The sequence below is a fragment of the Kiloniellales bacterium genome (assembly GCA_030066685.1).
In the GTDB taxonomy this organism is placed as follows: Bacteria; Pseudomonadota; Alphaproteobacteria; order Kiloniellales; family JAKSBE01; genus JAKSBE01.
On record JASJBF010000039.1, the window covers coordinates 1 to 24,355 of the forward strand.

General features: G+C 69.3%; 28 protein-coding genes. 19 read left to right on the forward strand and 9 right to left on the reverse strand.

The window, feature by feature from the left end; all coding sequences use genetic code 11:
* Positions 1–680 (reverse strand): methylmalonyl-CoA mutase family protein (locus QNJ30_21710; GenBank protein MDJ0946072.1); only part of this gene is annotated, 680 nt, incomplete at its 3' end.
* A gap of 292 nt (positions 681–972) precedes the next feature.
* Between QNJ30_21710 and ccrA the strand changes: the two genes are divergently transcribed.
* The 3 genes from ccrA to QNJ30_21725 all read left to right on the forward strand — a co-directional run bounded on the left by ccrA (position 973) and on the right by QNJ30_21725 (position 4,647).
* On the forward strand, positions 973–2,259 hold the full coding sequence (gene ccrA, locus QNJ30_21715; GenBank protein MDJ0946073.1) for a crotonyl-CoA carboxylase/reductase: 1,287 nt from the start codon (positions 973–975) through the stop codon (positions 2,257–2,259).
* 145 nt (positions 2,260–2,404) lie between these two features.
* On the forward strand, positions 2,405–4,102 hold the full coding sequence (locus QNJ30_21720) for an acyl-CoA dehydrogenase family protein (protein MDJ0946074.1): 1,698 nt from the start codon (positions 2,405–2,407) through the stop codon (positions 4,100–4,102).
* 110 nt (positions 4,103–4,212) lie between these two features.
* Positions 4,213–4,647, forward strand: a complete 435-nt coding sequence (locus QNJ30_21725) for a DUF6455 family protein (protein MDJ0946075.1) — start codon at positions 4,213–4,215, stop codon at positions 4,645–4,647.
* A 161-nt stretch (positions 4,648–4,808) separates the two neighbouring features.
* Here the strand turns inward: QNJ30_21725 and QNJ30_21730 are convergent, their stop codons facing one another.
* Positions 4,809–5,597, reverse strand: coding sequence for an ADP-ribosylglycohydrolase family protein (locus QNJ30_21730; protein ID MDJ0946076.1), 789 nt, complete (start codon positions 5,595–5,597; stop codon positions 4,809–4,811).
* Between the two features lie 10 nt (positions 5,598–5,607).
* The gene (locus QNJ30_21735) at positions 5,608–6,096 is read right to left on the reverse strand and encodes an OsmC family protein (protein ID MDJ0946077.1); all 489 of its coding nucleotides are present in this window, start codon (positions 6,094–6,096) and stop codon (positions 5,608–5,610) included.
* A 185-nt stretch (positions 6,097–6,281) separates the two neighbouring features.
* Between QNJ30_21735 and QNJ30_21740 the strand changes: the two genes are divergently transcribed.
* Together QNJ30_21740 and QNJ30_21745 are read left to right on the forward strand one after the other, a co-directional pair.
* Entirely contained in the window at positions 6,282–6,908 is a 627-nt protein-coding gene (locus QNJ30_21740) for a LysE family translocator (GenBank protein MDJ0946078.1), read from the forward strand.
* Between the two features lie 5 nt (positions 6,909–6,913).
* Entirely contained in the window at positions 6,914–7,600 is a 687-nt protein-coding gene (locus QNJ30_21745; protein MDJ0946079.1) for an aspartate/glutamate racemase family protein, read from the forward strand.
* On the opposite strand, the gene QNJ30_21750 is transcribed toward QNJ30_21745, so the two are convergent.
* Positions 7,579–8,004 carry a hypothetical protein gene (locus QNJ30_21750; GenBank protein ID MDJ0946080.1) on the reverse strand — a complete coding sequence of 142 codons (426 nt, stop codon included), beginning with the start codon at positions 8,002–8,004 and terminating at the stop codon, positions 7,579–7,581. The genes QNJ30_21745 and QNJ30_21750 overlap by 22 nt on opposite strands.
* A gap of 216 nt (positions 8,005–8,220) precedes the next feature.
* On the opposite strand from QNJ30_21750, the gene QNJ30_21755 reads away from it, so the two are divergent.
* A complete protein-coding gene (locus QNJ30_21755) occupies positions 8,221–8,634 on the forward strand; it encodes a VOC family protein (GenBank protein MDJ0946081.1) in 414 nt (137 codons plus the stop codon).
* A gap of 143 nt (positions 8,635–8,777) precedes the next feature.
* Here QNJ30_21755 and QNJ30_21760 read toward each other — a convergent pair whose 3' ends face one another.
* On the reverse strand, positions 8,778–9,482 hold the full coding sequence (locus QNJ30_21760; protein MDJ0946082.1) for an HAD family hydrolase: 705 nt from the start codon (positions 9,480–9,482) through the stop codon (positions 8,778–8,780).
* A 257-nt stretch (positions 9,483–9,739) separates the two neighbouring features.
* On the opposite strand from QNJ30_21760, the gene QNJ30_21765 reads away from it, so the two are divergent.
* Entirely contained in the window at positions 9,740–9,934 is a 195-nt protein-coding gene (locus tag QNJ30_21765; protein MDJ0946083.1) for a twin transmembrane helix small protein, read from the forward strand.
* A 25-nt stretch (positions 9,935–9,959) separates the two neighbouring features.
* On the opposite strand, the gene QNJ30_21770 is transcribed toward QNJ30_21765, so the two are convergent.
* On the reverse strand, positions 9,960–10,223 hold the full coding sequence (locus QNJ30_21770; GenBank protein ID MDJ0946084.1) for a helix-turn-helix transcriptional regulator: 264 nt from the start codon (positions 10,221–10,223) through the stop codon (positions 9,960–9,962).
* 161 nt (positions 10,224–10,384) lie between these two features.
* On the opposite strand from QNJ30_21770, the gene QNJ30_21775 reads away from it, so the two are divergent.
* The 6 genes from QNJ30_21775 to QNJ30_21800 all read left to right on the forward strand — a co-directional run bounded on the left by QNJ30_21775 (position 10,385) and on the right by QNJ30_21800 (position 14,628).
* The gene (locus tag QNJ30_21775) at positions 10,385–10,726 is read left to right on the forward strand and encodes a hypothetical protein (protein MDJ0946085.1); all 342 of its coding nucleotides are present in this window, start codon (positions 10,385–10,387) and stop codon (positions 10,724–10,726) included.
* A gap of 112 nt (positions 10,727–10,838) precedes the next feature.
* On the forward strand, positions 10,839–11,027 hold the full coding sequence (locus QNJ30_21780) for a hypothetical protein (GenBank protein MDJ0946086.1): 189 nt from the start codon (positions 10,839–10,841) through the stop codon (positions 11,025–11,027).
* Positions 11,028–11,228: 201 nt separating this feature from the next.
* Positions 11,229–11,792, forward strand: a complete 564-nt coding sequence (locus tag QNJ30_21785) for a cob(I)yrinic acid a,c-diamide adenosyltransferase (GenBank protein MDJ0946087.1) — start codon at positions 11,229–11,231, stop codon at positions 11,790–11,792.
* Positions 11,793–11,955: 163 nt separating this feature from the next.
* Complete coding sequence (locus tag QNJ30_21790) at positions 11,956–12,705, forward strand: electron transfer flavoprotein subunit beta/FixA family protein (protein ID MDJ0946088.1); 750 nt, start codon at positions 11,956–11,958, stop codon at positions 12,703–12,705.
* Positions 12,705–13,649, forward strand: coding sequence for an FAD-binding protein (locus QNJ30_21795; protein ID MDJ0946089.1), 945 nt, complete (start codon positions 12,705–12,707; stop codon positions 13,647–13,649). Before QNJ30_21790 ends, QNJ30_21795 begins: the two co-directional genes overlap by 1 nt.
* Before the next feature lie 100 nt (positions 13,650–13,749).
* Positions 13,750–14,628 carry a 3-hydroxybutyryl-CoA dehydrogenase gene (locus QNJ30_21800; protein ID MDJ0946090.1) on the forward strand — a complete coding sequence of 293 codons (879 nt, stop codon included), beginning with the start codon at positions 13,750–13,752 and terminating at the stop codon, positions 14,626–14,628.
* Between the two features lie 139 nt (positions 14,629–14,767).
* On the opposite strand, the gene QNJ30_21805 is transcribed toward QNJ30_21800, so the two are convergent.
* On the reverse strand, positions 14,768–15,385 hold the full coding sequence (locus QNJ30_21805; protein ID MDJ0946091.1) for a TlpA disulfide reductase family protein: 618 nt from the start codon (positions 15,383–15,385) through the stop codon (positions 14,768–14,770).
* Between the two features lie 30 nt (positions 15,386–15,415).
* Between QNJ30_21805 and argH the strand changes: the two genes are divergently transcribed.
* The 4 genes from argH to QNJ30_21825 are packed head-to-tail and all read left to right on the forward strand — an operon-like array spanning position 15,416 to position 20,947.
* Entirely contained in the window at positions 15,416–16,858 is a 1,443-nt protein-coding gene (gene argH, locus QNJ30_21810; protein ID MDJ0946092.1) for an argininosuccinate lyase, read from the forward strand.
* Positions 16,855–17,181 (forward strand): hypothetical protein, encoded by a 327-nt coding sequence (locus tag QNJ30_21815; protein ID MDJ0946093.1) that lies wholly within the window; start codon positions 16,855–16,857, stop codon positions 17,179–17,181. The genes argH and QNJ30_21815 overlap by 4 nt, the downstream gene beginning before the upstream one ends.
* Positions 17,178–18,476 (forward strand): diaminopimelate decarboxylase, encoded by a 1,299-nt coding sequence (gene lysA / locus QNJ30_21820; protein MDJ0946094.1) that lies wholly within the window; start codon positions 17,178–17,180, stop codon positions 18,474–18,476. The genes QNJ30_21815 and lysA overlap by 4 nt, the downstream gene beginning before the upstream one ends.
* Positions 18,473–20,947 (forward strand): DUF4175 domain-containing protein, encoded by a 2,475-nt coding sequence (locus QNJ30_21825; protein ID MDJ0946095.1) that lies wholly within the window; start codon positions 18,473–18,475, stop codon positions 20,945–20,947. The genes lysA and QNJ30_21825 overlap by 4 nt, the downstream gene beginning before the upstream one ends.
* 69 nt (positions 20,948–21,016) lie before the next feature.
* On the opposite strand, the gene QNJ30_21830 is transcribed toward QNJ30_21825, so the two are convergent.
* Positions 21,017–21,391, reverse strand: a complete 375-nt coding sequence (locus QNJ30_21830) for a response regulator (protein ID MDJ0946096.1) — start codon at positions 21,389–21,391, stop codon at positions 21,017–21,019.
* 266 nt (positions 21,392–21,657) lie between these two features.
* On the reverse strand, positions 21,658–22,260 hold the full coding sequence (locus QNJ30_21835; protein MDJ0946097.1) for a DUF3426 domain-containing protein: 603 nt from the start codon (positions 22,258–22,260) through the stop codon (positions 21,658–21,660).
* A gap of 467 nt (positions 22,261–22,727) precedes the next feature.
* Here QNJ30_21835 and ftsE point away from each other — a divergent pair, with 467 nt between their 5' ends.
* Complete coding sequence (gene ftsE / locus QNJ30_21840; protein MDJ0946098.1) at positions 22,728–23,432, forward strand: cell division ATP-binding protein FtsE; 705 nt, start codon at positions 22,728–22,730, stop codon at positions 23,430–23,432.
* On the forward strand, positions 23,433–24,323 hold the full coding sequence (locus tag QNJ30_21845; GenBank protein ID MDJ0946099.1) for a cell division protein: 891 nt from the start codon (positions 23,433–23,435) through the stop codon (positions 24,321–24,323).
* The last annotated feature ends 32 nt before the right edge of the window (positions 24,324–24,355 follow it).

Below are 24,355 nucleotides of genomic sequence, written 5' to 3' on the forward strand. Positions count from 1 at the left end.
CGCCCGACCACCTTGGGGAAGTCCTCGGGCGGAACCTGGCCGGCGGCGCGCACCGCGTCCAGGATCGCCTGGGCGTTGGCCAGCGCAAAGGCCAGCTCCTGAACCGGCGTCGCGCCCGCCTCTTGCAGGTGATAGGAGCAGACGTTGACCGGGTTCCACTTGGGGATTTCGCGGTAGGTGAAGGCGATGACGTCGGTGGTCAGCTTCATCGAGGGCTGCGGCGGGAAGACGTAGGTGCCGCGCGAGAGGTACTCCTTCAGGATGTCGTTCTGGGTCGTGCCCGAGAGCGCGTCCCGGGCCACGCCCTGCCGCTCGGCGCAGGCGACGTAGAGCGCCAGCAGCCAGGGCGCCGTCGCGTTGATGGTCATCGAGGTGTTCATCCGCTCCAGCGGGATGCCCTCGAAGAGCTGGCGCAGGTCGCCCAGGTGCCCGACCGGCACGCCGACCTTGCCGACCTCGCCGCGGGCCAGCTCGTGGTCCGAGTCGTAGCCGGTCTGGGTCGGCAAGTCGAAGGCCACCGACAGCCCGGTCTGGCCGCGCGCCAGGTTCTGGCGGTAGAGCGCGTTGGAGGCCGCCGCGGTCGAATGCCCCGCGTAGGTCCGAATCAGCCAGGGCCGATCCCGCCGCGTTGCAGCATTCCCGGGCGCCTCAGGGCGTCCTGCCTTGCTTACCTCGGCCATGCGTCACCTCAAAAAAACAACCATGTTTCGCCAACTTAACGTATATCGCAACTTTGTTTCTTTCTAGGGCCCATTATCGCAATAAGCTGAAACATTGTGCGTTGCAAAAAAGCTTTCCAGGGGCTAAGAGTCAAGCAAAACGCAACGGCGGGCAAGGCCCAATGTCGCCATTCGGGGTGGCGGGGGCCCGGCCGGCCGAGCCGGACACCGGCCGCGTTTCGGGATCACCCGCCGAGCTTCAGCGGCCCGCCACAGCAGAGGGGCCGAGCGGCGCCAAGAGAAGGGAACGGGGATGAACGACAACACCGCCGAGATCATCGAGCTGACCGCCGGCCAGGCCAAGAAAGACCTCTACGAGGTTGGCGAGATCCCGCCGCTGGGCCACGTGCCGAAGCAGATGTACGCCTGGGCGATCCGGCGCGAGCGCCACGGCGAGCCCAAGGACGCCATGCAGGTCGAGGTGGTCGACACGCCGCAGCTGGACAGCCACGACGTGCTGGTCATGGTCATGGCCGCGGGGGTCAACTACAACGGCGTCTGGGCCTCGCTCGGCCTGCCGATCTCGCCCTTCGACGTGCACAAGGCCGACTTCCACGTCGCTGGCTCGGATGCCTCCGGCATCGTCTGGGCGGTCGGCTCCAAGGTGAAGCGGGTCAAGGTCGGCGACGAGGTCGTGGTGCACTGCAACCAGGACGACGGCGACGACGAGGAGTGCAACGGCGGCGATCCGATGTTCTCGCCCTCCCAGCGGATCTGGGGCTACGAGACCCCGGACGGCTCCTTCGCCCAGTTCTGCCGGGTCCAGGACCGCCAGCTCATGCCGCGCCCCCGGCACCTGACCTGGGAGGAGAGCGGCTGCTACGTCCTGACCCTGGCGACCGCCTACCGCATGCTCTTCGGCCATCGCCCGCACATCCTGCGGCCCGGCCACAACGTCCTGGTCTGGGGCGGCTCGGGCGGCCTCGGCACCATGGCGGTCCAGCTCATCGCCACCGCCGGCGCCAACGCCATCGGCGTCATCTCCGACGACGACAAGCGCGACTTCGTCCTGCAGCTCGGCGCCAAGGGCGTGATCAACCGCAAGGACTTCAACTGCTGGGGCCGCCTGCCCGAGGTCAACGACCAGGGCGGCTACGGCGAGTACATGAAGGAGTGCCGCAAGTTCGGCAAGGCGATCTGGGCGATCACCGGCAAGGGCAACGACGTCGACTTCGTCTTCGAGCACCCGGGTGAGCACACCTTCCCGGTCTCCTGCTTCGTGGTCAAGCGCGGCGGCATGGTGGTCTTCTGCGCCGGCACCACGGGCTACAACCTGACCATGGACGCGCGCTTCGTCTGGATGCGCCAGAAGCGGATCCAGGGCAGCCACTTCGCCAACCTGCAGCAGGCCGCCCAGGCCAACACCCTGGTCATCGAGCGCCGCATCGACCCCTGCATGTCCGAGGTCTTGTCCTGGCACGACATCCCGCGCGCCCACATGAAGATGATGAGGAACGAGCACAAGCCCGGCAACATGGCCGTCCTGGTCCAGGCCAAGCGCCCGGGCATGCGTACCCTGGAAGACGCCATCGAGGGGTGACCCCTCACCCGCTCGCGACGCTCGCACCCTCTCCCGGAAGGAGAGGGTCGAGAGGCCGCCGCTCCTTATCTCCCCCTCGAAGGGGGAGAGGGTAGGGTGCGGGGGTGACAAGCTGGTCCAAGAAAGTTTTGGGATTCTCGAAGAAATGAGCCAGCCCGCCGCTTCCGAAGCCGCCACGGACACTCTCCTCCTCCCCGACCTGCTCGAGCTTTGCCGGGCCGCCCGCGTCGAGGCCGAGGCGCTGGAGGCCGCGGCCAAGCGCGCCGTCGGCGGGCGGGTCGCCCCCGGCGGCAAGGTCGACGCGGCCCTGCTGGAGCGCGAGCAGTTCGCCGCCCACGGCTATGCCTGGCTGGCGACCTACGTGGTCAGCCTGCGCGAGCTCCTCCGCTGGGCCGAGCGCCTGGAGGCCGAGGGGACCTTGCGCGAGCTCGAGCGCCTCATCTTGCAGGCCGCCTACGGCGAGTACCTGAACCAGCTTCAGGGCGGCATCGCGCTCAGCCAGGTCGAGGTCGTGCGGCCGGGCGACATGGGCCTCCCCGAAGAGGCACTGGAGGCCTTCCGGACCCCGGCGGTGCAGCGGCTGATCGCGGCCGGCAACACCGCGGGCGTGCGCCAGCGGCTCGCCGAGTTGATCGCCGAGGGCTTCGACTCCGGCGACTTCGGCGCCCTCGCCCTGGGCGACGAGACCCTGGACATGATCCGCGACCAGTTCCGCAAGTTCGCCGACGAGCACGCCGAGGCGGCCCACGACTGGCACCTGAAGGACGTGCTGATCCCGCTCGAGGTTTTCGGGGAGCTGGCCGAGCTCGGCATCTTCGGCCTCACCGTGCCCGAGGACTTCGGCGGCCTGGGCCTGGGCAAGACCGCGATGTGCGTGGTCACCGAGGAGCTGTCGCGCGGCTACATCGGCCTGGGCTCGCTGGGGACCCGCTCCGAGATCGCCGCCGAGCTGATCCGCCTCGGCGGCACCGAAGCGCAGAAGCAGCATTGGCTGCCGCGCATCGCCTCGGGCGAGGTCCTGCCGACCGCCGTCTTCACCGAGCCCAACACCGGCTCCGACCTCGGCGCCCTGCGCACCCGCGCCCTGCGGGACGGTGACGTGTATCGGATCACCGGCAACAAGACCTGGATCACCCACGCCGCGCGCAGCGACGTGATGACCCTGCTCGCCCGCACCGATCCCGACGAAAAGGGCTACCGCGGCCTCTCCATGTTCCTGGCGGAGAAGCCGCGCGGCACGGACGCCGAGCCCTTCCCGGCCGCGGGCATGACCGGCGGCGAGATCAAGGTCCTGGGCTATCGCGGCATGAAGGAATACGAGATCGGCTTCGACGGCTTCGAGGTCGCGGCCGAGAACCTGCTGGGCGGGATCGAGGGTCAGGGCTTCAAGCAGCTCATGGCGACCTTCGAGTCGGCGCGCATCCAGACCGCCGCGCGCGCCGTCGGCGTCGCCCAGAACGCCCTCGAGCTGGGCCTGGCCTACGCCCGCGAGCGCCAGCAGTTCGGCAAGGCCATCGTCGCCTTCCCGCGGGTCGCCGGCAAGCTCGCCTGGATGGCGGTCGAGACCATGCTCGCCCGCCAGCTCACCTACTTCGCCGCCCGCGAGAAGGATTCAGAGCGGCGCTGCGACATCGAGGCCGGCATGGCCAAGCTGCTCGCCGCCCGGGTCGCCTGGTCCAACGCCGACAACGCGCTCCAGGTCCACGGCGGCAACGGCTACGCGGAAGAGTACAGGATCAGCCGCGTCCTCTGCGACGCCCGCATCCTCAACATCTTCGAGGGCGCCGCCGAGATCCAGGCCCAGGTCATCGCCCGCGGCCTGCTGACGCCGGGGCGAAACTAGCGCCGCTCTCCTTGGCTTCGCATCATCGTTGACAGAATAACCTTTAGCGGTCTATGGACTTCGCCAACGGCAGTTGTTTGAGCCCTTCACGCCGAGACGAGGAGGTCACGATGCTCAACCGCCTGACCCGGCGCCTCGCCCGTCGCTACCGCCGCGCCGAGGTGACCCTGGTGCGCTGGAACACCGCCAAGCCCCTGCGCCGCCGCCTCTCGCGCTCCTCTGACCAGGCCCTCGACCGCGCCTTGTCGGCCGCCCGGATGGGCCGCGGCGACCTCTTCACCGCCTTCAAGGGCAACGCCCGGCACCGCAAGCGCCTGGCCGCGATGATGGCCCGCTTCGGGGTCGACCGCGCGCTGGCGGCCGAGGCCTTCTGGCCGCAACTGCGCGAGGCCGATTCGCTCTGCGCCGACTGCCCGAACGTCCGCCGCTGCGCGCGCCTGCTCAAGTGGGGCGTCCGCGACGACGCGGCCCGGGTCTTCTGCCCCAACGCCGCCCTCTTCGACGAGGTCGCGCGCGCCTGGCGAAGCCGGCCGATGGCGTCATAGTGGCCTCATCAGAGAACGCTGGTGCAACCCCCAACTGTCATTGCCGGGCTTGACCCGGCAATCCATTGAGCCGCTGCACGATGGATGCCCGGATCAAGTCCGGGCATGGCAGCGAAGAAGAACTGAACAGCTCTACCTCCGGCCAGCTTCAGGCCGCCCGCCTATGCCAGCCGATAGCCCCCCGCCAAGTACCGTTCCCGGAAGTCCCGCGTGATGCCGGCCAAGCGGCCGTCGAGGCGCGCGAAGATCTCCGCCTCGATCTCTGCGGGAACGCCCTGGTAGTAGGCCTCGGCGATGGACCCGGCGATGGCGGCCTGGGTGTCGGCGTCGCCGCCGAGGGAGACCGCGAGGCGGACCGCGGACTCGAAGTCGGTCGATTCCAGGAAGGCGAGGATCGCCTCCCCGACCGAGCCGGGGCAGGTCGCATCGAAGCGGTAGTCCGGCCGGAGGTCGTCGAGGCGGCGGTCCAGGTCGTAGGCGAAGTGCGCGTCGAGATAGGCCTTGATCGCCGCCTTGTCCGCGCCGCTGCGGGCGAGGAAGATCGCTGCCGCCACCGCCTTGGCGCCGGCAACGCCGTCGGGATGGTCGTGGGTCACCACGGCGCTGGCCTCGGCCTCGGCCAGGACCGCGTCGAGGTCGTCGTGGACGTAGGCGACCGGGCTCACCCGCATTGCCGAGCCGTTGCCGAAGCTCTGGTAGGGCTCGGCGATCTCGCCCCGGCCCCAGGCGCCGAAGAGGTAGCCGTAGCCGGCCCCGGGATAGTGGCAGTAGAAGACCCGCAGGTTCTCAGCGTAGGGCCGGCCCTGCAGCAGGGCGTCGGCGACGGCGGCGGTCAGTACGGAATCGTCGGTGAAGCGCGAGCCCTCGCTGAACAGCGGGAAGTCCGTCACCTTGACCTGCCTGTGCTCGTAGACCGAGCCGATGACGTCGCCGGCAATGGCGCCGAGCATAGGACCGGGTCTACGCCACCATCACCGTCTCGACCACGATCTCGGGCTCGCAGCGCACCGGGAAGTTCATCGAGTTGGCGATGTAGCACTCGTGGTGGGCGCGCTCGTGCAGGCTGCGGGCCGCCTCCGGGTCGCTCTCGGCGGTGATGGTGACCCGCGGGTGCAGGACCACCTCGGTCATGCGGCCGTTGCCCGGCGCCTCGACCATGGTGCCTTCGGCAGCGTCCTCGTAGGCGGTCACCACCACGCCCTTGACCGCGCAGAGGTGGAGGTACCAGAGCATGTGGCAGGCCGAGAGCGAGACCACCAGCAGATCCTCGGGATTGTGCCGGCTCGGATCGCCCAGGAAGGCAGGATCCGAGGAGCCCTCGATCGGCGGCTTGCCGGCGATCTCGATTCGGTGCGCCCGGGAATAGCTCTTGTAGTCGCGGGTCGGCCCCTCGGCGGCGCCGGTCCAGACGACCTTGGCCTCGTAGCGGTGTTCCTTGCCTCCGGCCATGGCGCCCTCCACTCGAAGTCGTTGAAGGCGGTCAGTCTGAGCCAGGCGCGGCCCGCCGACCAGTGCGGAAATCGCGACCCAGGCTCCCGCCCGGAGCACAGGACCCCAGAAGGGCCTTGCCAGGGCTCGGCGGAGCGGGCTCGATAGCCCTTCGAGCCGAGCCATCGAACCTGCGAGCGCGATCCATGCTGAACCCGGAACTCTTCATCGGCTACCTCCTGGCCACCACGGTCCTGATCCTGATGCCGGGGCCGATCGTCACCCTGGTGGTGGCGAACTCCCTGGCCCACGGCCAGCGCACCGGGCTGGCGACCGTGGCCGGCGCCAGCACCGGCAACGCGGTGCTGGTCGCGGCAGGCGCCTTGGGCCTGACCACCCTGCTGGCCTTGGCCGCCGACGTGCTGACCTGGGTCCGCTGGCTCGGCGTCGCCTACCTGCTCTGGCTCGGCATCAAGGAATGGCGCCGGGCGATCGAAGCTGGACGCGAGGAAAGCCTGCCGGCCGTGCCCAGACCGCGCGGCGTGTTCTGGTACAGCGCAGTGATCGCGATCACCAACCCCAAGACCATCCTGTTCTACGCCGCCTTCTTCCCGCAGTTCCTCGACCCCAGCCTGGCTGCCGGGCCGCAGCTCCTGGCCATGTCGATCGGCTTCATCGTGATCGCGACCACCTTCGACGGGCTCTACGCCCTACTGGCCGGGCGCCTGCGCGACCGCCTGCTGGACCCGAAGCGGGCCCGGATCCGTCACGGCATCACCGGCACGCTGCTGATCGGCACCGGCCTCGGCCTGGCCCTGGCCCGCCGGAGCTGAGGCGGGTGCCGCACCTCGCCCTGCTGCACACCGGCGAGGCCCACGTCGGCGCCTTCGCCGAGCTCTTCGAGGAGATCCTGCCCGAGGCCATGCTGAACCACCTGGTCCGCGAGGACCTGCTGCTGCGGGCCCAGCTCGCCGGCGAGGTGACCCCGGAGATCGCCGCCGAGACCGCGGGTTCCCTGCAGGAGCTGGCCGGTCAGGGCGCCAGGCTGGTGCTTTGCACCTGCTCGACCCTGGGCCCGGCGGTCGAGGCCGCCGCGGCGGAGATCGCGGTCCCGGTGCTGCGGGTCGACCGGCCCCTGGCCGAGGCCGCCGTCGCCGCCGGCGGCCGGCTCCTGGTGGTCGCCGCGCTGGAGACCACCCTGGCGCCGACCCAGGCCCTGCTGAAGGACGCCGCGTCGCGGGCCGGACGCGAGGTCGACCTCGAGGTCCTGAGCCTGCCCGAAGCCTGGGAGGCCTACGAATCCGGCGATCAGGAGGCCTACCGTCGGCAGATCGCCGAGGCGGTGCGGGACGCGGTCGGCAGGGCGGTCGGCAATGGCGCCGGCGGCTTCGACACGGTGGTCCTCGCTCAGGCCTCCATGGCCGAGGCCGTCGAGGACCTCACCGACCTCGGCATTCCCGTGCTCGCCAGCCCGCGCCTCGTCGTTGAGAAGGCCGCCGAGCTTTACCGCAAGAGCGCAGACTGATCGAGCTGATCGCGGGCGAAGTCGCGGCGGTAGCAGGGCTCCTGGCCCCTGCGGTCCTTCTCGAAGCCCGGGAAGTTCCGATAGATCTCTTCCGGCGGCGGCTCCCGGCAGATCAGGTCGCCGTGGATCACCCGGAAGACGTGGTCCTGGCCGTCCGCGGTGCGGAACTGCACCTTGGTCGCGGTGATCTGGTAGTGCCGCACCCCGATCCGCCGGCGCCCGTCGACCAGGATCGCGTCGGGCTGGAACACGATCTTGCGGAAGCTGCGCGAGCCGACCCCCGGCGCGTTGTTCAGCTGCCAGGCGCCGATCAAGGGGTTGCCCGGCTTGACCGGCGGCGGCCCGCCGCAGGCGGCCAGGGCGAGGCAGAGCAGGAGGAGGCAGGGGCTGGCGAGGCGGCGCATGGCGGTCCCGTCTGTGCTTGTCCTCGGGTCCCGGGCGGGCCCGGGCCTATCGGTGGTGCCGCCACGGTTTCGATGCCAGCAGAGGAATATGGCGGCAAGGTGGCCGCTGCTGACAGGAGGCCGTCAGCAGGCGCCGAGATTGCGGCTCGCCCGCGCCGCGCCGGGGCCCTATCAAGGTAGTCTGGGTGACCAATTGCGACGAGGGAGACGCGAACCATGGCTTTGGGCGCGATGAACCACCTGGCCCTGACCCTGAGCGACCTCAAGGCCGCCGAGGAGGGCTTCTACAAGCCGGTGCTGGAGTTCCTCGGCTACGCCAAGGTCGAGGACGTCGAGGGCATGACCCTGTGGTTCTCCGAGACGGCGGCCGCAGCGGTCAACCTCTTCCAGGCGGCCGACGACCTCAAGGACCGGCCGCACGCGCGCTACGCCCCGGGCTTCCACCACTTCGCCTTCTGGGCCGAGAGCCGGGCGCAGGTCGACGCGCTCCATGCGCGGCTGCAGGAGATCGGCGCCACCGTGCTCGACCCGCCGGCCGAGTACGACTACACGCCGGGCTACTACGCCGTCTTCTTCGCCGACCCCGACGGCCTGAAGTTCGAGCTGGTCCACATGCCGCTGCCGGCGTGACGCCCCTCACCCGCTCGCGGCTTGCGCCGCTCCCACCCTCTCCACGGGGAGAGGGATGTGGAGGCTCGGCGAGGCCTATGGCCGAGCCTTAGCCGGAGCCGGGTGAGGGATTGGTCCCTCCGATCCGACAGCGTCCCTTGCCCTCACCCCACCTTCTCGATCAGCTCCGGCAGCTCGCCCAGGTGCGTCACCTTCCGGAAGCGCGCGGCCTCGGCCGGCGGCGGCGCCTGCTCGACCGCCCAGGTCAGCTCGTGGGGCACGTGGACGCCCCAGGCGCCCGCCGCCAGTGCCGGCAGGACGTCGGACTTGAGCGAGTTGCCGACCATCATGCTGCGTGCCGGCCCGTCGCCGTGGCGGCTGAAGGCCTGCCGGTAGGTTTCGGCGGTCTTGTCGCTGACGATCTCGACCGCGTCGAAGAGCTCGCCCAGCCCGGATTGCGCGAGCTTGCGCTCCTGGTCGAAGAGGTCGCCCTTGGTGATCAGGACGATCCGGTAGCGCCCGGCCAGGCCCTCGAGCGTTTCCCGGGCATGCGGCAGGACCTCGATGGGATGGCGCAGCAGCTCGCGGCCGGCGTCCAGGATCTGGGCAATCGCCGTGGCCGGCACCCGGCCTCCGGTGACCTCGATCGCCGTCTCGATCATCGACAGGGTGAAGCCCTTGATACCGAAGCCATAGTGGCCGAGGTTGCGCTTCTCGGCCTCGAGCAGCCGCTCCGAAAGATGGTCCGGCTCGGCGTGATCGGCCAGCAGCGCGGTGAAACGCGCCTCGGTCAGGCGGTAGTACTGCTCGTTCTGCCAGAGCGTGTCGTCGGCGTCGAAGCCGATCGCGGTCAGGGCATGGGCGGGCATGGTCATCCCTGCGTCGAATCGCGAGCGAGGCTTTGGTCGTGTCCCCCTTCAAGCGCGAAGTCAAGACGTGCGGCGCCCATGAAGGCAAGCTCGCCCCTGGCCGAAGCGGCCCCGGCGGGGCTAGCGCACTTCCCGATCAGACGCATTCGCGTCTGGCCGGGAGTAGTGCGCTAATACCTTGAAGTTCGGGCATTACATCCGACCAGATGGATCGCAGAGCGATTCCATCTGATCGGATAATGCCCTAGGTTGGTACCATGAAAGCCCTCTTCTTCACGCTGGTCATCGTCGCCGCAATGATCACCCTCGGCGTCCTGGTGACCGGGATCCTCGCCATGGCCCGCGGCGGCGACTTCAACCGCAAGCACTCCAACCGCCTGATGCGCCTGCGCGTCGTCGCCCAGTGCATCGCCTTGGTCCTCTTCGCCATCGCCATGATGATCAAGGAATGAGCCGGCCCCTGCGGCCGGAAGGCCTTCAGTCGCTCGGCCCGGCGTAGTCCTCGCAGCCCTCGCTCAGCGCGAAGCAGGCCAGGCGCACGGTCTTGGGGATCGTCACCGGCTCGCCGTCACGTTCGCCCTTCTCGTAGTACTGAACGACCCGGCGCTTCAGGCCCAGCGCCTCGGCCGCCTCCTTCTGCGACAGACCGAGCGACTTGCGCCAGATCCGGAAGGAGCCGGGCTCCATCACCAGGTCCAGCTCGCCGGCCTTCGCCCTATATTTCTTGTCTTTGCGCGTCACCGCCACGCCTCCTGCATGACCCTGAGCCAAATACAGAGATGTGCACGCTGTGCGCTTTTACCCCTTGCAATGACGCACCGGGTGCGCATAAAGTACAGCAGAAGCGCACTGAGTGCGCCACAAGATTCTGTCCAGGACGGAGCCGGGAAAGGACCGCGCCCATGGCCAAGAAGGGCAAAGACGCCAAGAAGGACAAGAGCAAGGCGGCCGTCGCCAAGCTCAGCAAGCAGGTCACGCGCCTGCAGGCCAGCGTGGCCGACCTCAAGAAGGAGGTGGCGGCACTGCGTGGCGCCAGGACGGCGGCCAAGGCCTCGGCCAGGAAAGCGCCGGTGAAGAGAGCGCCCGCCAAGAAAGCGCCGGCCAAGAAAGCGCCGGCCCGAACCAGCGCGGCCAAGACCCCGGCCCGCGGGACGGCGGCCAAGACCTCGGTGCGCAGCACGGCGGCGAAGCGGCCCCGGACTGCGGCGAAGCCGCCGGCGAGCCGCGCAACGACGACCAAATAGCCGCACTCCATCAAGGACCCGCGAAGCGGGCGCATCGGAGGTGGCAAAAAAAACAGCGGAGGAAGGCAGTTCAAGGTCGCAATAGGGAGCCGCAAAGGAGGGCTCAGCTGTGTTGACCCTGATGAACTACTGGAACGCTGTCTGGCGCAGCAACCTCGCCGAGATCGAAAACTCCTTCCGCCGCCACAGCGAAGCGGAAGACCAGGCCTTTCAGCGCCAGCTCCGGCGACCGCTGAGCCCCGGATGGCAGCAGCAACGCTTCCTTCGCTACAGGCCGCCTGGACCCCCGGCCAACCACTGACCTTCGGCACAGGTCGAAGCTGACGGAAGGCGCCGGCCTCGGTCAGGGCTGAGGCACTCCCTCCCTCCGTCCCTGCGCGCCTTTGGGCAAGCCCCTTGCCGAACCGCAGGGCGCGGGGCCAGTATCGCCGCGTAACGCTCGGCCGCCGACCGAACGGCGCCAGCGCGGCGTTGCGGCGGTATTGGCAAGGGGAGGCTCGGCATGGTGCGGCTGACGCGTATCTACACCCGCGGAGGCGACGGGGGCGAGACCTCGCTGGGCAGCGGCGCGCGCGTCGCCAAGCACGACCTGCGGGTCGCCGCCTACGGCACGGTCGACGAGGCCAACGCCGCCATCGGCCTGGCCCGCCTCCACACTGCCGACGACGCCGACGAGACCCTGGCGCGGGTCCAGAACGACCTCTTCGACCTGGGCAGCGACCTCTGCACGCCCGAGCAGGAGAATCCGAAGCATCCGCCGCTGCGCATGACCGCGGAACAGGTCGAGCGCCTGGAGCAGGAGATCGACCGGCTCAACGTCGACCTCGAGCCGCTGACCTCCTTCGTGCTGCCGGGCGGCCGGCCGGCGGCCGCCTACCTGCACCTGGCCCGCACCGTAACCCGGCGCGCCGAGCGCGAGATGACCGCCCTGGCGGCGGTCGAGACCGTCAACCCGGAGGCCCTGCGCTACATCAACCGCCTGTCCGACCTGCTCTTCGTCCTGTCGCGGCACGAGAACGACCTCGGAGCCGCCGATGTCCTGTGGATACCCGGGAAAAATCGCTGAATCGCAGGCCGTTACGCCGCTCCGGCGAGAATTGACAGCCGCTTTCCCTTAAGTCTATTGTGCGACTGCGAAAAACCAAGGGACGCTGCGGCCTTGCGGGCCGTGCCGACTCTCCCTCGTCATTCGGTTCCAACGAATTTAGCCAATCGGGGCAGGCTGGGCGATGAAGCTACTCGTACCCGTCAAGCGGGTCATCGACTACAACGTGAAAATCCGGGTCAAGCCGGACCAGACCGGGGTCGAAACGCAGAACGTCAAGATGGCGATGAACCCCTTCTGCGAGATCGCGGTCGAAGAGGCGATCCGCATGAAGGAGGCCGGCGTCGCCAGTGAGGTCATCATCTTTTCCGCCGGCACGGCCCAGTCCCAGGAGACCATCCGCACAGGCCTGGCGATGGGCGGCGACCGCGGCATCCTGGTCGAGAGCGATACCCCGCTGGAGCCCCTGGCCGTGGCCAAGCTCCTGAAGGCGGTGGTCGAGCGCGAGGGCCCGGAGATTGTCCTGCTCGGCAAGCAGGCCATCGACGGCGACAACAATCAGACCGGCCAGATGCTGGCCGCCCTGCTCGGCTGGTCCCAGGGCACCTTCGCCTCCAAGGTCGAAAAGGCGGACGGCAGCCTCAAGGTCACGCGAGAGGTCGACGGCGGTCTCGAGACTCTCGACCTCAAGCTGCCGGCGGTGGTCAGCGTCGACCTCCGGCTCAACGAGCCGCGCTACGCCTCGCTGCCCAACATCATGAAGGCCAAGAAGAAGCCCATCGAAACCCTGTCGCCGGCCGACCTCGGCGTCGACGTCACGCCGCGCGTCCAGGTCCTCAAGGTGGTCGAGCCGCCGGCCCGCGAGGCCGGGGTAAAGGTGGGTTCCGTCACCGAGCTGGTCGACAAGCTGAAGAACGAAGCGAAGGTGATCTGATGAGCATCCTGGTCATTGCCGAGCACGACAACGCCGAGCTCAAGCCCTCGACCCTGCACACCGTGACGGCGGCGGGCGCGCTGGGCGGCGAGATCCACGTCCTGGTCGCCGGCAAGGGCTGCGCCGGTGTCGCCGAGGCCGCCGCCAAGGTGGCCGGCGTCGCCAAGGCCCTGCACGCTGAGGCCGATGCCTACGAGCACCAGCTGGCCGAGAACCTGGCACCGCTGGTCGCCAAGCTGGCCGAGGGCTACGGCCACGTCCTGGCGCCGGCGACGACTTTCGGCAAGAACGTCATGCCGCGGGCGGCCGCGCTGCTCGACGTCCAGCAGATTTCCGACATCAGCGGCGTCGAGGGCCCGGACACCTTCGTGCGCCCGATCTATGCCGGCAACGCCCTGGCGACCGTTCAGTCGGGCGACGCGATCAAGGTGATCACGGTCCGCTCGACCGCCTTCGACGCCGCCGCCGCCGAGGGCGGCGCGGGCACGGTCGAGGCCGTCGAGGCGACCGGCGACAGCGGCCTCGCCAGCTTCGTCGGCCAGGAGCTGACCAAGTCCGAACGGCCGGAGCTAACCTCGGCGCGGATCGTCATCTCCGGCGGCCGCGGCATGCAGAGCGGCGACAACTTCGCTATGCTGGAGAAGATCGCCGACAAGCTGGGCGCCGCGGTCGGCGCCTCGCGCGCCGCGGTCGACGCCGGCTTCGTGCCCAACGACTACCAGGTCGGCCAAACCGGCAAGGTCGTGGCCCCGGACCTCTATGTCGCGATCGGCATTTCCGGCGCGATCCAGCACCTGGCCGGCATGAAGGACTCCAAGGTGATCGTCGCGATCAACAAGGACGAGGAGGCGCCGATCTTCCAGGTCGCCGACTACGGCCTGGTCGCCGACCTCTTCCAGGCGGTTCCGGAGCTGGAGCAGGAGCTGGACAAGCTGGGGGCCTGACGGGGCCGCAGGCTGGCCCCCTCCGGGCCGGCCGCAGAGGCGCGAAAGGGATGATCGGACTGCCATGACAAACACAGCCGAAAGCGAAAACCTGTCGCCGGTGCCCGAGTTCCGGACCGTCGGCGTCATCGGTGCCGGCCAGATGGGCAGCGGCATCGTCCACGTCTGCGCGCTGGCCGGCTACGACGTCTGCCTGTCCGACCTCAGCGAGGAACAGCTCGACAAGGCGCTGGCCAGCATCGACCGCAACATGGAGCGCCAAGTCGGCAGCGGCAAGATCACCAAGGACGACAAGGCCGCGGCCCTGGGCCGGATCAAGACCGGCACGAGCTACGACATCTTCGGCGATTGCGACATCGTGATCGAGTGCGCGGTGGAGAACGAGGAGATCAAGCGCACCATCCTCAAGGACCTCTGCGCCAGCGTCCGCCCCGACACGGTGATTGCGACCAACACCTCGTCGATCTCGATCACCCGCCTGGCCGCGATCACCGACAGGCCGGGCCGCTTCATCGGCATGCACTTCATGAACCCGGTGCCGGTGATGGAGCTGATCGAGCTGATCCGCGGCATCGCGACCGAGGAGGAGACCTTCACCGCGGTCCGCGAGATGGCGCTGCGCCTCGGCAAGACTCCGGCTTCAGCCGAGGACTTCCCGGCCTTCATCGTCAACCGCATCCTGCTGCCGATGATCAACGAGGCGGTCTACACCCTCTATGAGGGCGTCGGCTCGGTCGAGGCGATCGACACCGCGATGAAGCTGGGCGCCCGGCACCCGATGGGCCCGCTGGAGCTGGCCGACTTCATCGGCCTCGACACCTGTCTGGCGGTCATGCACGTGCTCTATGATGGCTTGGCCGATTCCAAGTACCGGCCCTGCCCGCTCCTGGTGAAGTACGTCGAGGCCGGCTGGGTCGGCCGCAAGTCCGGCCGCGGCTTCTACGACTACAGCGGCGACACTCCGGTCCCAACCCGCTGAGCGGCCTGTCACTCGGACGGTGACGCCCCTCACCCGCTCGCGGCTTTCGCCGCTCCCACCCTCTCCCCTGGGGAGAGGGTTGCGCAGGCTTGGCGAGGCGTGAGCCGAGCTTAGCCGAAGCTGGGTGAGGGGAAGTGTCTCACCCTTCATCCGTTGCGCCCGGCAGCCCCGCGTTCTCGCGCCGGACCAGGTAGAAGCGGATCAGCTCGACCGCCTCGGGCCCGTCCCATTCGAGCGGGCCTTCGATCCCGCCCAGAACCCGGCCGCGGTCGTCGATCAGCATCGAGGTCGGCAGGCCGCCGACGCCCATGGCACGGGCAAAGTCGCCCTTGGGGTCGAGGAAAATCTCCAGGTTGTCGAGACCCCGCTCCCGGTAGAAGGGCTCGGCCGCGGCCAGCCCCTTGCGGTCCTGGGAGACCGCCATGACCAGCAGCCCCTCGGGGCCGAGCTTGGCCTGCAGCCGGTCGAGGGAGGGCATCTCGCGCACGCAGGGCGCGCACCAGGTGGCCCAGAAGTTGACCAGCACGACCCGGCCCCGGAAGTCCGCCAGGCCGACCTCGCCGCCGAAGGCGTCGGTTACGACCGCGTCCTGCGGCGCTGGTGCGGGTTGCTCCAAGAGTATAAAATTATCCGCGAGCAAGCCCTCGAGCGGGGGCGTCTCCTCCGCGCGGATCCTTTCGAAGCCCGCGGTCAGAAGGATCGCGGCCGAGAGGACCAGCGCGAGGGCGAGGCCCGCCGGGAGGGTGTTTTTTGTCATGACGTTGCGCATTCTGGATCCTGGCCTCCTATGACCGCAAAGGCGAAGCCGACATCAGCCGCAAGCGGCGCCACCCCGGGCGCGCGGGACGCCGCCCCGAACCCCCTGTGGGGCGGCCGCTTCGCCCTGGGCCCGGACGCCGTGATGGAGCGGATCAACGCCTCCATCGACTTCGACCGGCGACTCTACGCCCAGGACATCGAGGCCTCCAAGGCCCACTGCCGCATGCTGGCGGCCCGGGGCATCGTCTCCGAGGAAGATGGGGCGGCGATACTGGCCGGTCTAGACACCATCCGCCAGGAGATCGAGGACGGCCGCTTCACGTTTTCGTCAGCGCTGGAAGACATCCACATGAACGTGGAGGCCCGGCTCAAGGAGCTGATCGGCGAGGCGGCCGGCCGCCTGCACACCGCGCGCTCGCGCAACGACCAGGTCGCCACCGACTTCCGGCTCTGGCTGCGCGACGCCTTGGACCGGCTCGACGACGGCCTCAAGGTCCTGCAGTCCGCCCTGATCGACCACGCCGAGGCCGAGGCGGCCACGGTGATGCCCGGCTACACCCATCTCCAGGCCGCGCAGCCCGTCACCCTGGGCCACCACCTGCTGGCCTACGTCGAGATGCTGGGCCGCGACCGCGGCCGCCTGGCCGACGCCCGCAAGCGCCTGAACGAATGCCCGCTGGGCGCGGCGGCGCTGGCCGGCACCTCCTTCCCCATCGACCGGCACGCGACCGCCGCCGCCCTGGGCTTCGAGCGGCCCTGCGCGAACTCGATCGACGCCGTCTCGGACCGCGACTTCGCGTTGGAGTTCCTGGCCGCCGGAGCGATCCTCGCCATGCACCTCTCGCGCCTCTGCGAAGAGCTGGTCCTGTGGTGCAGCGAGGGCTTCCGCTTCGTCGCCCTGTCCGACGCCTTCACCACCGGCAGCTCGATCATGCCGCAGAAGAAGAACCCGGACGCCGCCGAGCTGATCCGCGGCAAGGCCGGCCGGGTGGTCGGCGCCCTGGTCGCCCTGGTCACGGTGATGAAGGGACTGCCGCTGTCCTACGGCAAGGACATGCAGGAGGACAAAGAGCCGGTCTTCGACGCCGCCGACACCCTGGAGCTGGCGGTGGCCGCGACCGCCGGGATGATCCGCGACATGAAGCCGGAGCGTAACAATCTGGCGGCGGCGACCGCCAAGGGCTATATCACCGCCACGGACCTGGCCGACTGGCTGGTCCGGGCGCTGGGCCTTCCGTTCCGTGAGGCCCATCACGTCACTGGCGCCATCGTCAAGGCGGCCGAAGCGCAGGGCTGCGACATCGCCGCGCTGCCGCTCGACAGTCTGCAAGGGATCGAGCCGCGCATAACCGGGGAGGTTTTCGAGGTCTTGAGCGTCGAGAAGGCGGTGGCCAGCCGCAGGTCCTTCGGAGGCACTGCGCCCGGAAACGTTCGCGCTGCGGCCCGGGCCGCGCGGGAGCGCTTCCTGTGAGCCCGTCGCGCGCCCTCCTGACGGCGGGCCTGTTGGGCCTGCTGGTTGCGCTGGCTGCCTGCGGCAAGCGCGGCGGCACGATCCCGCCGGAAGGCACCACCTTCCCCCGGACGTATCCGGCGCCGCGCTATGTCCTGCCCGAAGCGGTCGATGCCGACGCCGGGGTCGAGCCGGAGCCGGCCACCCTGTCGACGCCGCCCGCAGAGGACCTGCAGTTCCTGCCCACCGAGAGAAGGCGGATCCAAACCCGGACCTTCGAGCCGGCGCCGACGCCGCTGCCGTCAACGACGCCAACGCCGGCAGATCCGGAAACACCGGAATGACCGCCTTCGCCTATCGTGACGGCGCGCTCTGCGCCGAGGCCGTGCCACTGGAGGAGATCGCGGCCGCCGTGGGCACGCCGGCCTACGTCTACAGCTCGGCCGCGGTCGAAGGCGCCTACCGCGACTTCGCGGGGGCTCTCGGCGACCTGCCGGCGACCATCTGCTACGCGGTCAAGGCCAACGGCAACCTGGCGCTGATCGCTACCCTGGGCCGGCTCGGCGCCGGTGCCGACGTGGTCTCCGAGGGCGAACTGCGCCGGGCCCTGGCGGCCGGGATCCCGGCCGAGAAGATCGTCTTCGCCGGAGTCGGCAAGACGGCGGACGAGCTCGCCTTCGCCCTGGACCGAGGCATCCTGCAGTTCAACGTCGAGTCCCTGCCGGAGCTCGAGCTGCTCAACCGCATCGCGCTGGAGACGGGCCGCCCGGCCCCGGTCGCGCTGCGCATCAATCCGGACGTCGACGCCGGGACCCACGCCCACATCTCGACCGGCCGCGCCGACCACAAATTCGGCATCGACATCGGCCAGGCGCCGGCGATCTTCGCCCGGGCGCGCGACCTGGCCGGGATCTCGCTGCAGGGCATCGCGGTCCACATCGGCTCCCAGCTGCTCGACCTCGCGCCCTACCGCGCGGCCTTCGCCCGGCTGGCGGCGCTCTACGGCGAATTCCAGGCCGCGGGCTATCCCCTGCGCCGGCTCGACCTCGGCGGCGGCCTGGGCATCGTCTACCGCAGCGAGGAGCGCCCGGACCTGCGCGCCTATGCCGGTATCGTGCGCGAGGCGACCGCGGGCCTCGACGCCGAGCTGATCTTCGAGCCCGGACGCATGCTGGTCGGCAACGCCGGGGTCCTGCTGACCCGGGTCATCTATCTTAAGGAGGGCTCGAGCCGGCGCTACGCCATCGTCGATGCGGCGATGAACGACCTGATCCGGCCGATGCTCTACGAGGCCTGGCACGAGATCCTGCCGGCGCGCGAGGCGGCCGCCGGGACTGAACCGCTGCCGGTCGACATCGTTGGGCCGATCTGTGAGACCACCGACACCTTCGCCCGGGCGCGCGCCCTGCCGCCGCTGGCCGCCGGCGACCTGCTCACGATTTGTTCAGCCGGCGCCTATAGTGCCGTAATGTCGTCAAGTTATAATGCGAGGTTACCGGCTCCGGAGGTATTGGTGCACGGCGATCGTTTTGCAGTGGTCCGGCCCAGGCTGGATCATGAGGTCCTTATCGGCCAAGATCGGATGCCGGACTGGCTGGACGAATCGCCCCGGCGTATTGCGAGGAGTGGCCTGACGTGACGCTGTTCAAGGCCCGATCGAAGGCCCCGCGGAAGCCTGCCGGCTCCGCTTCCGACGACGGCCCGCCGCTGCTGGCGGCCCGGCTTCGCACCGCCCAGGCCGTGCTGTTTTGGGAGACGCTGTGGCCCAGGCTCTGGCCCCTCGCCGGCCTGGCCGGCCTGTTCCTGGCCCTGGCCCTGCTCGATTTCCTGCCGGCCTTGCCAGCCTGGGCCCACGGTCTGGTGCTCACGGGCTTCCTCGGTGCGGCGGCCTTCGTCCTTTGGCGGGCCCTGCACCGGCTGCGCTGGCCGGCCCTGGCGGCCGCCCGACACCGGGTGGAACGGGACAGCGGCCTCGACCACCGGCCCCTGACCGGCCTTGAGGACCACCTGGCCTCCGGCGCGCGCGATGCCGCCACTTCGGCCTTGTGGGACCTACACCGCCGGCGCCTGCTGGCCCAGGTCGCCAGGCTGCGGCTCGGCCTGCCGCGCGCCTCTCTGGTCAAGGCCGATCCCCTGGGCCTCAGGGTCCTTGTGATCCTGCTGCTGGTGGTCGCGGCGATCGACGGCCGCGACGACTGGCAGGACCGGCTGGCCCGGGCCTTCCTGCCCCAGGCCGCCGCGGCAGCGGCCCTGGCCAGCGGGCTCGACGTCTGGATCACACCGCCGGAGTACACCGGCCTGCCGCCGCTGCTGCTCGACAGGGACCAGGAGCCCAAGGCCACGGTCACCGTGCCGATCGGCAGCCAGTTGCTGGCCCAGGTCCAGGGCGGCCGCGGCCAGCCCAGCCTGCGCCTCGGCGAGGAGGAGACCGCCTTCGAGAGCTTCGGCGGCGACGCCTACCGAATCAGCCGCGAGATCACGGCCGGCGCGCGGCTCGAGATCCTGCAGGCCGGCCGGCCGCTGGCCGCCTGGCCGATCCAGATCCTGCCGGACAACCCGCCTGAGATCGAGTTCCTGAGCCCGCCGGCCGGCCGCGAGCGCAACGCCCTGCGTCTGGAATTCGGCGCCGCCGACGACTACGGCTTGGCGACGACCACGGCCGAGATCCGGCGCCTCGACGCCGACCCCGAGAGCGAGCCGCTGGTGCTCGAACTCCCGCTGCCGGGACCCCACCTCAAGACCGCCGAGAGCGTCAGCTATCACGACCTGACCCCGCACCCCTGGGCCGGCCTGCAGGTCGAGATCAAGCTCCTGGCCCGCGACGCCCTGGGCCAGGTCGGGCGCAGCGACCCGGTGCACACCGTGCTGCCCGAGCGCATCTTCAATCATCCGGTGGCGCGCGCCCTGGTCGAGCTGCGCAAGCAGCTAACTTTGGAGCCGGAGCGCCGCTTCCCGGTGATCCAGGTGCTGCGCGAACTCTATGAGCGGCCGGATCACTATTTCCACGACTTCGTCGTTGCCCTTGCGATTCGCTCTGCCGAGCGGCGCCTGGGGCTCGATCCTTCGGACGAGGCGGTGCCCGAAGTCCAGAAGCTGATGTGGGACACCGCCCTCAGGATCGAGGAGGGCGAGCTGGCCCTGGCCGAGGCGGACCTGCGCGAGATCCAGGAAGAACTACAGAAAGCCCTGGCCGAAGGCGCCCCCGACGAGGAGATCCAGGAGCTGTTGAACCAGCTCGAGCAGGCCATGGACCGCTTTCTCAGCGAGCTGAGCGAGCAGCTCATGCAGGACCTCGGCGAGCGCGGCGGCGAGCTTCCGGAGATGGACAGCGCCGACCAGCTGGTCAGCTCCGAGGACCTGCAGAGCCTGATCGAGGCCGCCCGGGAGCTGGCGCGCTCCGGTCAGATGGACGCCGCCCGCGAGATGCTGGCCCAGCTGCGCGAGCTCTTGGAGAACCTGCGCGCCAACCCCTTCGCCCAGCAGATGGACGACGCCAACCGCCAGGCAATGCAGATGATGCAGGAGATGGAGCGGATGATCGACGAGCAGCAGCAGCTGCTCGACCGCAGCTTCGACCGGGCGCAGCGCCAGGAGCAGTTCGATCCGCAGCGCATGGGACGGGAGAACAGCAACGATGCCCAGCGGCAGGAAAGCCTGCGCCGCGCCCTGGGCGAGATGATGCGCCAGTTGGGCGACGCCCTCGGCGAGATCCCCCAGCCGCTGGGCAACGCCGAGCAGGCGATGCGCGGCGCGGTCGAGTCTCTGGAGCGGGGCGAGCCCGGCAAAGCGACCGGCCCGCAGGGCGAGGCGCTCGACCAGATGCAGCAGGGCATGCAGTCCATGGTCGAGGCGATGATGCAGCAGATGGGGCAGGGCAGCGGCGGGCGCGCCGGCGCCTTCGGCTGGCAGCCGGGCACCGACCGGGATCCCTTGGGGCGCAGTCCGGCCGGCCAGGGCCTCGACAACCTGGGCGGGGTCGAGATCCCCGATCAGATGGAGATGCGCCGGGTCCGCGAGATCATGCAGGAACTGCAGCGCCGGGCCGGCCAGCCCAGCCGGCCGCGCTTCGAGCGCGACTACATCGACCGCCTGCTGCGGCGCTTCGACTGACGCACTCCCCGATCAGACGCCTTGGAACTCGGGCAGGTCCCGGCCGGAGGCCTTCGCGCGTTTTCGGAATCAGCTCCGTGGGTTTCCGGAGGCCAGGGTCTCGTCGACCACCCGGCAGATCTCGGCGAGGGTGAAGGGCTTCGGGATCACCCGGTGGATCAATTCCTCAAGGTTGTGCGCCTTCTGCCGCTCCGCGGAAAAGCCCGACATCATCAGGATCCGCATGTCCGGATGGTCCCGGGCGGCCTTGAGCGCCAGGGCGATCCCGTCCAGGCCCGGCATGACGATATCGGTGAGCAAGAGGTCGAAGGCCCCATCGCTCAGGGCTTCGAGCGCCGCGACACCGTCATCGACCGCGACGACCTCATGGCCCCGATGGTTCAAGGCCCGCGCGACGAAGCGGCGCACGGCAGGGTCGTCTTCCGCGATCAGGATCCGCGGCATGGGCCTCCACACTCGACTCGATTGAACCTGCACTTCTCTTCCGATACCGGCCGATCGCCGGGCGACGCTGCCCTAGACGGCGCACCACCGCGCCTCGCCAAAGCAGAATATCTCTGTGAATTTCCTCCCAAATTTGCCGGGCTTCCCAGCCGCTGCAGGATTGAGTCAAATTTCTTAAGCACGCGTTAAGCTGGCGCGGAGAGAGTGACTCTGATCAGCCTACGATGAAGTACCGCCCTCGGGTGAATTAGAATCAGTAAAAACTACTATTGCTTGTCTGGCGGTGCCTCGGCAACAAAATTGATCGTGAGCTCGGTCGCGCCGTCCGGCGGACTCTGGGCCAAGGTGGAAAAGGTGGTCCGCTCGCCGGGCGAGAGGTTCTTGACGTCGGTCGAGAAGTACCAGGCCGCCAGCTCCTGGCCGGAAGCGTCGTGCAGGCTGGCGCGCAGGGTCGGAACCGGGCGCTCGCTTTCCGAGACGTTGGCGACCACGCCCTCGATGATCAGGCGGCGCTGGCCGTCGAAGGTGCGTCGCACCGAAGTCACGTCCTGAAGGGCCAGCCCCTGGCCCGGCGCCTCGGCGCCGATCCCGAAGAGCTCGTAGAAGCGCGCAGCCTCCGGCAGGGCGACGACGATCGCTTCGCGGCCGAGCCAAAGAGCTCCGACCAGGATCACCACGACCGCGGCGAAGGCTCCCCAGGCCACCAGCCGGCCCCGGCCCCCGCTGCCGCGTCGGGCGCGGTTTCGCAGGGCCGCCGCGCTGCGCCGCCGCACGCCTCGAATCGCATCGCGCTCGCTGTACTCGGGCTCCGCCTCGACCGGGCCGACCTCGACCGGCCCCTGCGGCGGCGGCTGGGCATCGTTCTCCACGGTGGGCAGCTGACGCCATGTATGGCCGCAGCTGCCACAGCGGACCTTGCGTCCCGCCGGGCCAATCAACTCCGTGTTGATCGTGAAGCGGGCGCTACAGCTAGGACAAGTCAGAATCATCCGGCCAGCCAGCCAAAGTGGCCTAAATCCTTAATCTTATAGGATTCTTGACCTTCGTAGACAAGACGACAGCTGCACGGCAAGCGCCCTTGCTTCCAGTTTGATCCCGAAATGCCCCCCTCCACGCTCGTCCCCGGCCAACCACGCCCGCCAGCAGAGGTTCCTGCCGAGTCTCGCTTGAGAATCCGAACGGACAGCACGCGAATCGCCCGCCGGTCCGTCTTGAGCTTGACACATTTGACGGCGAGTCTGAAAGCGGTGGTCTGAGGGTCGAATGTTATCGCGTCGCGCTTTACGGCGGCGCGGGGGGTGTGCGATGCTGCGCCGCCCGCGTGAGGAGACGTCTCTTGGTCCGATTTGAAGACGCCGGTTTTCGCTACGGCTCCGGTCCTTTCGTCTTTCAGGACGCGACGTTTCATTTGGAGCCCGGCTCTTTTCACTTCGTTCTGGGAGCCAGCGGCGCCGGCAAGTCCTCCTTGCTGAAGCTGATGTACTTGGCCCTGTCGCCGACCCTCGGGCGGGTGAGCCTCTTCGGGCGCAGCGTGTCCGAGCTCAGCCGCAACGAGCTCGCCAACATGCGCCGCCGGATCGGCGTGATCTTCCAGGATTTCCGCCTGCTCGACCACCTCTCCGCAATGGAGAACGTCGCCCTGCCCCTGCGCGTCTCGGGCCAGCACGACGAGCGCGTTCAGCAGCACGTCATTGAGCTTCTGGCCTGGGTCGGACTGGCCGAGCAACTGCAGGCCCTGCCGCCGACCCTGTCGGGCGGCGAGCAGCAGCGCGTCGCCATCGCCCGCGCGGTCATCGGGCGGCCCAGCCTGCTGATCGCCGACGAGCCGACCGGCAACGTCGACGACCGCATCGCGGTCCGCCTGCTCTATCTCTTCGAGGAACTCAACAAGATGGGCACGACGGTGGTCATCGCGACCCACAACGAAGGCCTCGCCGCCCGCTTCGCCCAGCCCATCCTGCGGCTCCAGGACGGCCAGGTCCGCTACGTCGCGCCCGGCTACCGGCGCAGCTTCAGCCTTGCCAGGGGGAGCGGAAGCTGAATGGCTTCGGCGCACCTGGATGTGCCCTTCGACCGTGACGGCTCGGCACGCTTCCTGCCCTGGTTGATCGGCTTCATGGTCTACCTGGCCGCCCTGTCGCTGGTCAGCGCGCTCGCCATGAACAAGATCCTCGACCGCTGGGACCGCGGCCTGGCCGGCCAGCTCACCCTGCAGATCCCGCCGCCGGAGCCGACCGAAGCGCCGACGAAGCGGGAGCGGCGCCTGGACCGGGCGATCGACATCCTGACCAGCACCGCCGGCGTCACCGGGGCCGTGGTCATGGACCCGGCGGACATGAACAAGCTGCTGGTGCCCTGGCTCGGCGAAGGCGCGCTGGAGCAGGGCCTGCCGCTGCCGGACCTGATCGCGGTGCAACTCGATCCCTCGGCGCCGCCGGATCTCGACGCGCTGCAGCTCAGGCTGTCCGAAGCGGTGCCCGGGATTGAGAGCGACAGCCACCAGGCCTACTTGTCCCGTCTGCTCGGCCTGACCCGCTCGATCCAGATCGTCGCCGCGGTGGTGGTCCTGCTGGTCGGCCTCTCCGCGGTCCTGGCCGTGGTCTTCGTGACCAACACCGGGCTGTCCATCCACCGCCATGTGATCGAGGTGCTCCACATGATCGGCGCGCACGACGACTACGTGGCGCAGCAGTTCCAGCGCTACGCCTTCAAGCTCGGCCTGCGCGGCGGGTTTCTGGGCTTGGTCCTCGCGGTGCCGACCGTGCTGCTGGTCGGACGCCAGTTCGGCGCCAGCGAGGTGACCCTGCTGCCGGACCTGGCGCTGTCGCCCGTGGACTGGGCCGCGGTCGCCCTGCTGCCGCTGATCGCGGCGGTGATCGCGATGATGACCGCGCGCTTTACCGTGCTCCGGACGCTGGTCCAGCTGCTCTAGGCTCCCGGACGAGGCACCAGCGCCCACGACCT

What these genes read in the sequence shown, in the direction of transcription:
- QNJ30_21720 (MDJ0946074.1), top strand. Translation starts at nt 2,405, where the DNA reads ATGAGCCAGCCCGCCGCTTCCGAAGCCGCCACGGACACTCTCCTCCTC.
- QNJ30_21755 (MDJ0946081.1), top strand. Translation starts at nt 8,221, where the DNA reads ATGGCTTTGGGCGCGATGAACCACCTGGCCCTGACCCTGAGCGACCTC.
- QNJ30_21735 (MDJ0946077.1), bottom strand. Translation starts at nt 6,096, where the DNA reads ATGGCCGGAGGCAAGGAACACCGCTACGAGGCCAAGGTCGTCTGGACC.
- QNJ30_21790 (MDJ0946088.1), top strand. Translation starts at nt 11,956, where the DNA reads ATGAAGCTACTCGTACCCGTCAAGCGGGTCATCGACTACAACGTGAAA.
- QNJ30_21725 (MDJ0946075.1), top strand. Translation starts at nt 4,213, where the DNA reads ATGCTCAACCGCCTGACCCGGCGCCTCGCCCGTCGCTACCGCCGCGCC.
- QNJ30_21775 (MDJ0946085.1), top strand. Translation starts at nt 10,385, where the DNA reads ATGGCCAAGAAGGGCAAAGACGCCAAGAAGGACAAGAGCAAGGCGGCC.
- lysA (MDJ0946094.1), top strand. Translation starts at nt 17,178, where the DNA reads ATGACCGCCTTCGCCTATCGTGACGGCGCGCTCTGCGCCGAGGCCGTG.
- QNJ30_21830 (MDJ0946096.1), bottom strand. Translation starts at nt 21,391, where the DNA reads ATGCCGCGGATCCTGATCGCGGAAGACGACCCTGCCGTGCGCCGCTTC.
- QNJ30_21750 (MDJ0946080.1), bottom strand. Translation starts at nt 8,004, where the DNA reads ATGCGCCGCCTCGCCAGCCCCTGCCTCCTCCTGCTCTGCCTCGCCCTG.
- QNJ30_21765 (MDJ0946083.1), top strand. Translation starts at nt 9,740, where the DNA reads ATGAAAGCCCTCTTCTTCACGCTGGTCATCGTCGCCGCAATGATCACC.
- QNJ30_21795 (MDJ0946089.1), top strand. Translation starts at nt 12,705, where the DNA reads ATGAGCATCCTGGTCATTGCCGAGCACGACAACGCCGAGCTCAAGCCC.
- argH (MDJ0946092.1), top strand. Translation starts at nt 15,416, where the DNA reads ATGACCGCAAAGGCGAAGCCGACATCAGCCGCAAGCGGCGCCACCCCG.
- QNJ30_21730 (MDJ0946076.1), bottom strand. Translation starts at nt 5,597, where the DNA reads ATGCTCGGCGCCATTGCCGGCGACGTCATCGGCTCGGTCTACGAGCAC.
- QNJ30_21805 (MDJ0946091.1), bottom strand. Translation starts at nt 15,385, where the DNA reads ATGACAAAAAACACCCTCCCGGCGGGCCTCGCCCTCGCGCTGGTCCTC.
- QNJ30_21845 (MDJ0946099.1), top strand. Translation starts at nt 23,433, where the DNA reads ATGGCTTCGGCGCACCTGGATGTGCCCTTCGACCGTGACGGCTCGGCA.
- QNJ30_21760 (MDJ0946082.1), bottom strand. Translation starts at nt 9,482, where the DNA reads ATGCCCGCCCATGCCCTGACCGCGATCGGCTTCGACGCCGACGACACG.
- QNJ30_21785 (MDJ0946087.1), top strand. Translation starts at nt 11,229, where the DNA reads ATGGTGCGGCTGACGCGTATCTACACCCGCGGAGGCGACGGGGGCGAG.
- QNJ30_21740 (MDJ0946078.1), top strand. Translation starts at nt 6,282, where the DNA reads ATGCTGAACCCGGAACTCTTCATCGGCTACCTCCTGGCCACCACGGTC.
- ccrA (MDJ0946073.1), top strand. Translation starts at nt 973, where the DNA reads ATGAACGACAACACCGCCGAGATCATCGAGCTGACCGCCGGCCAGGCC.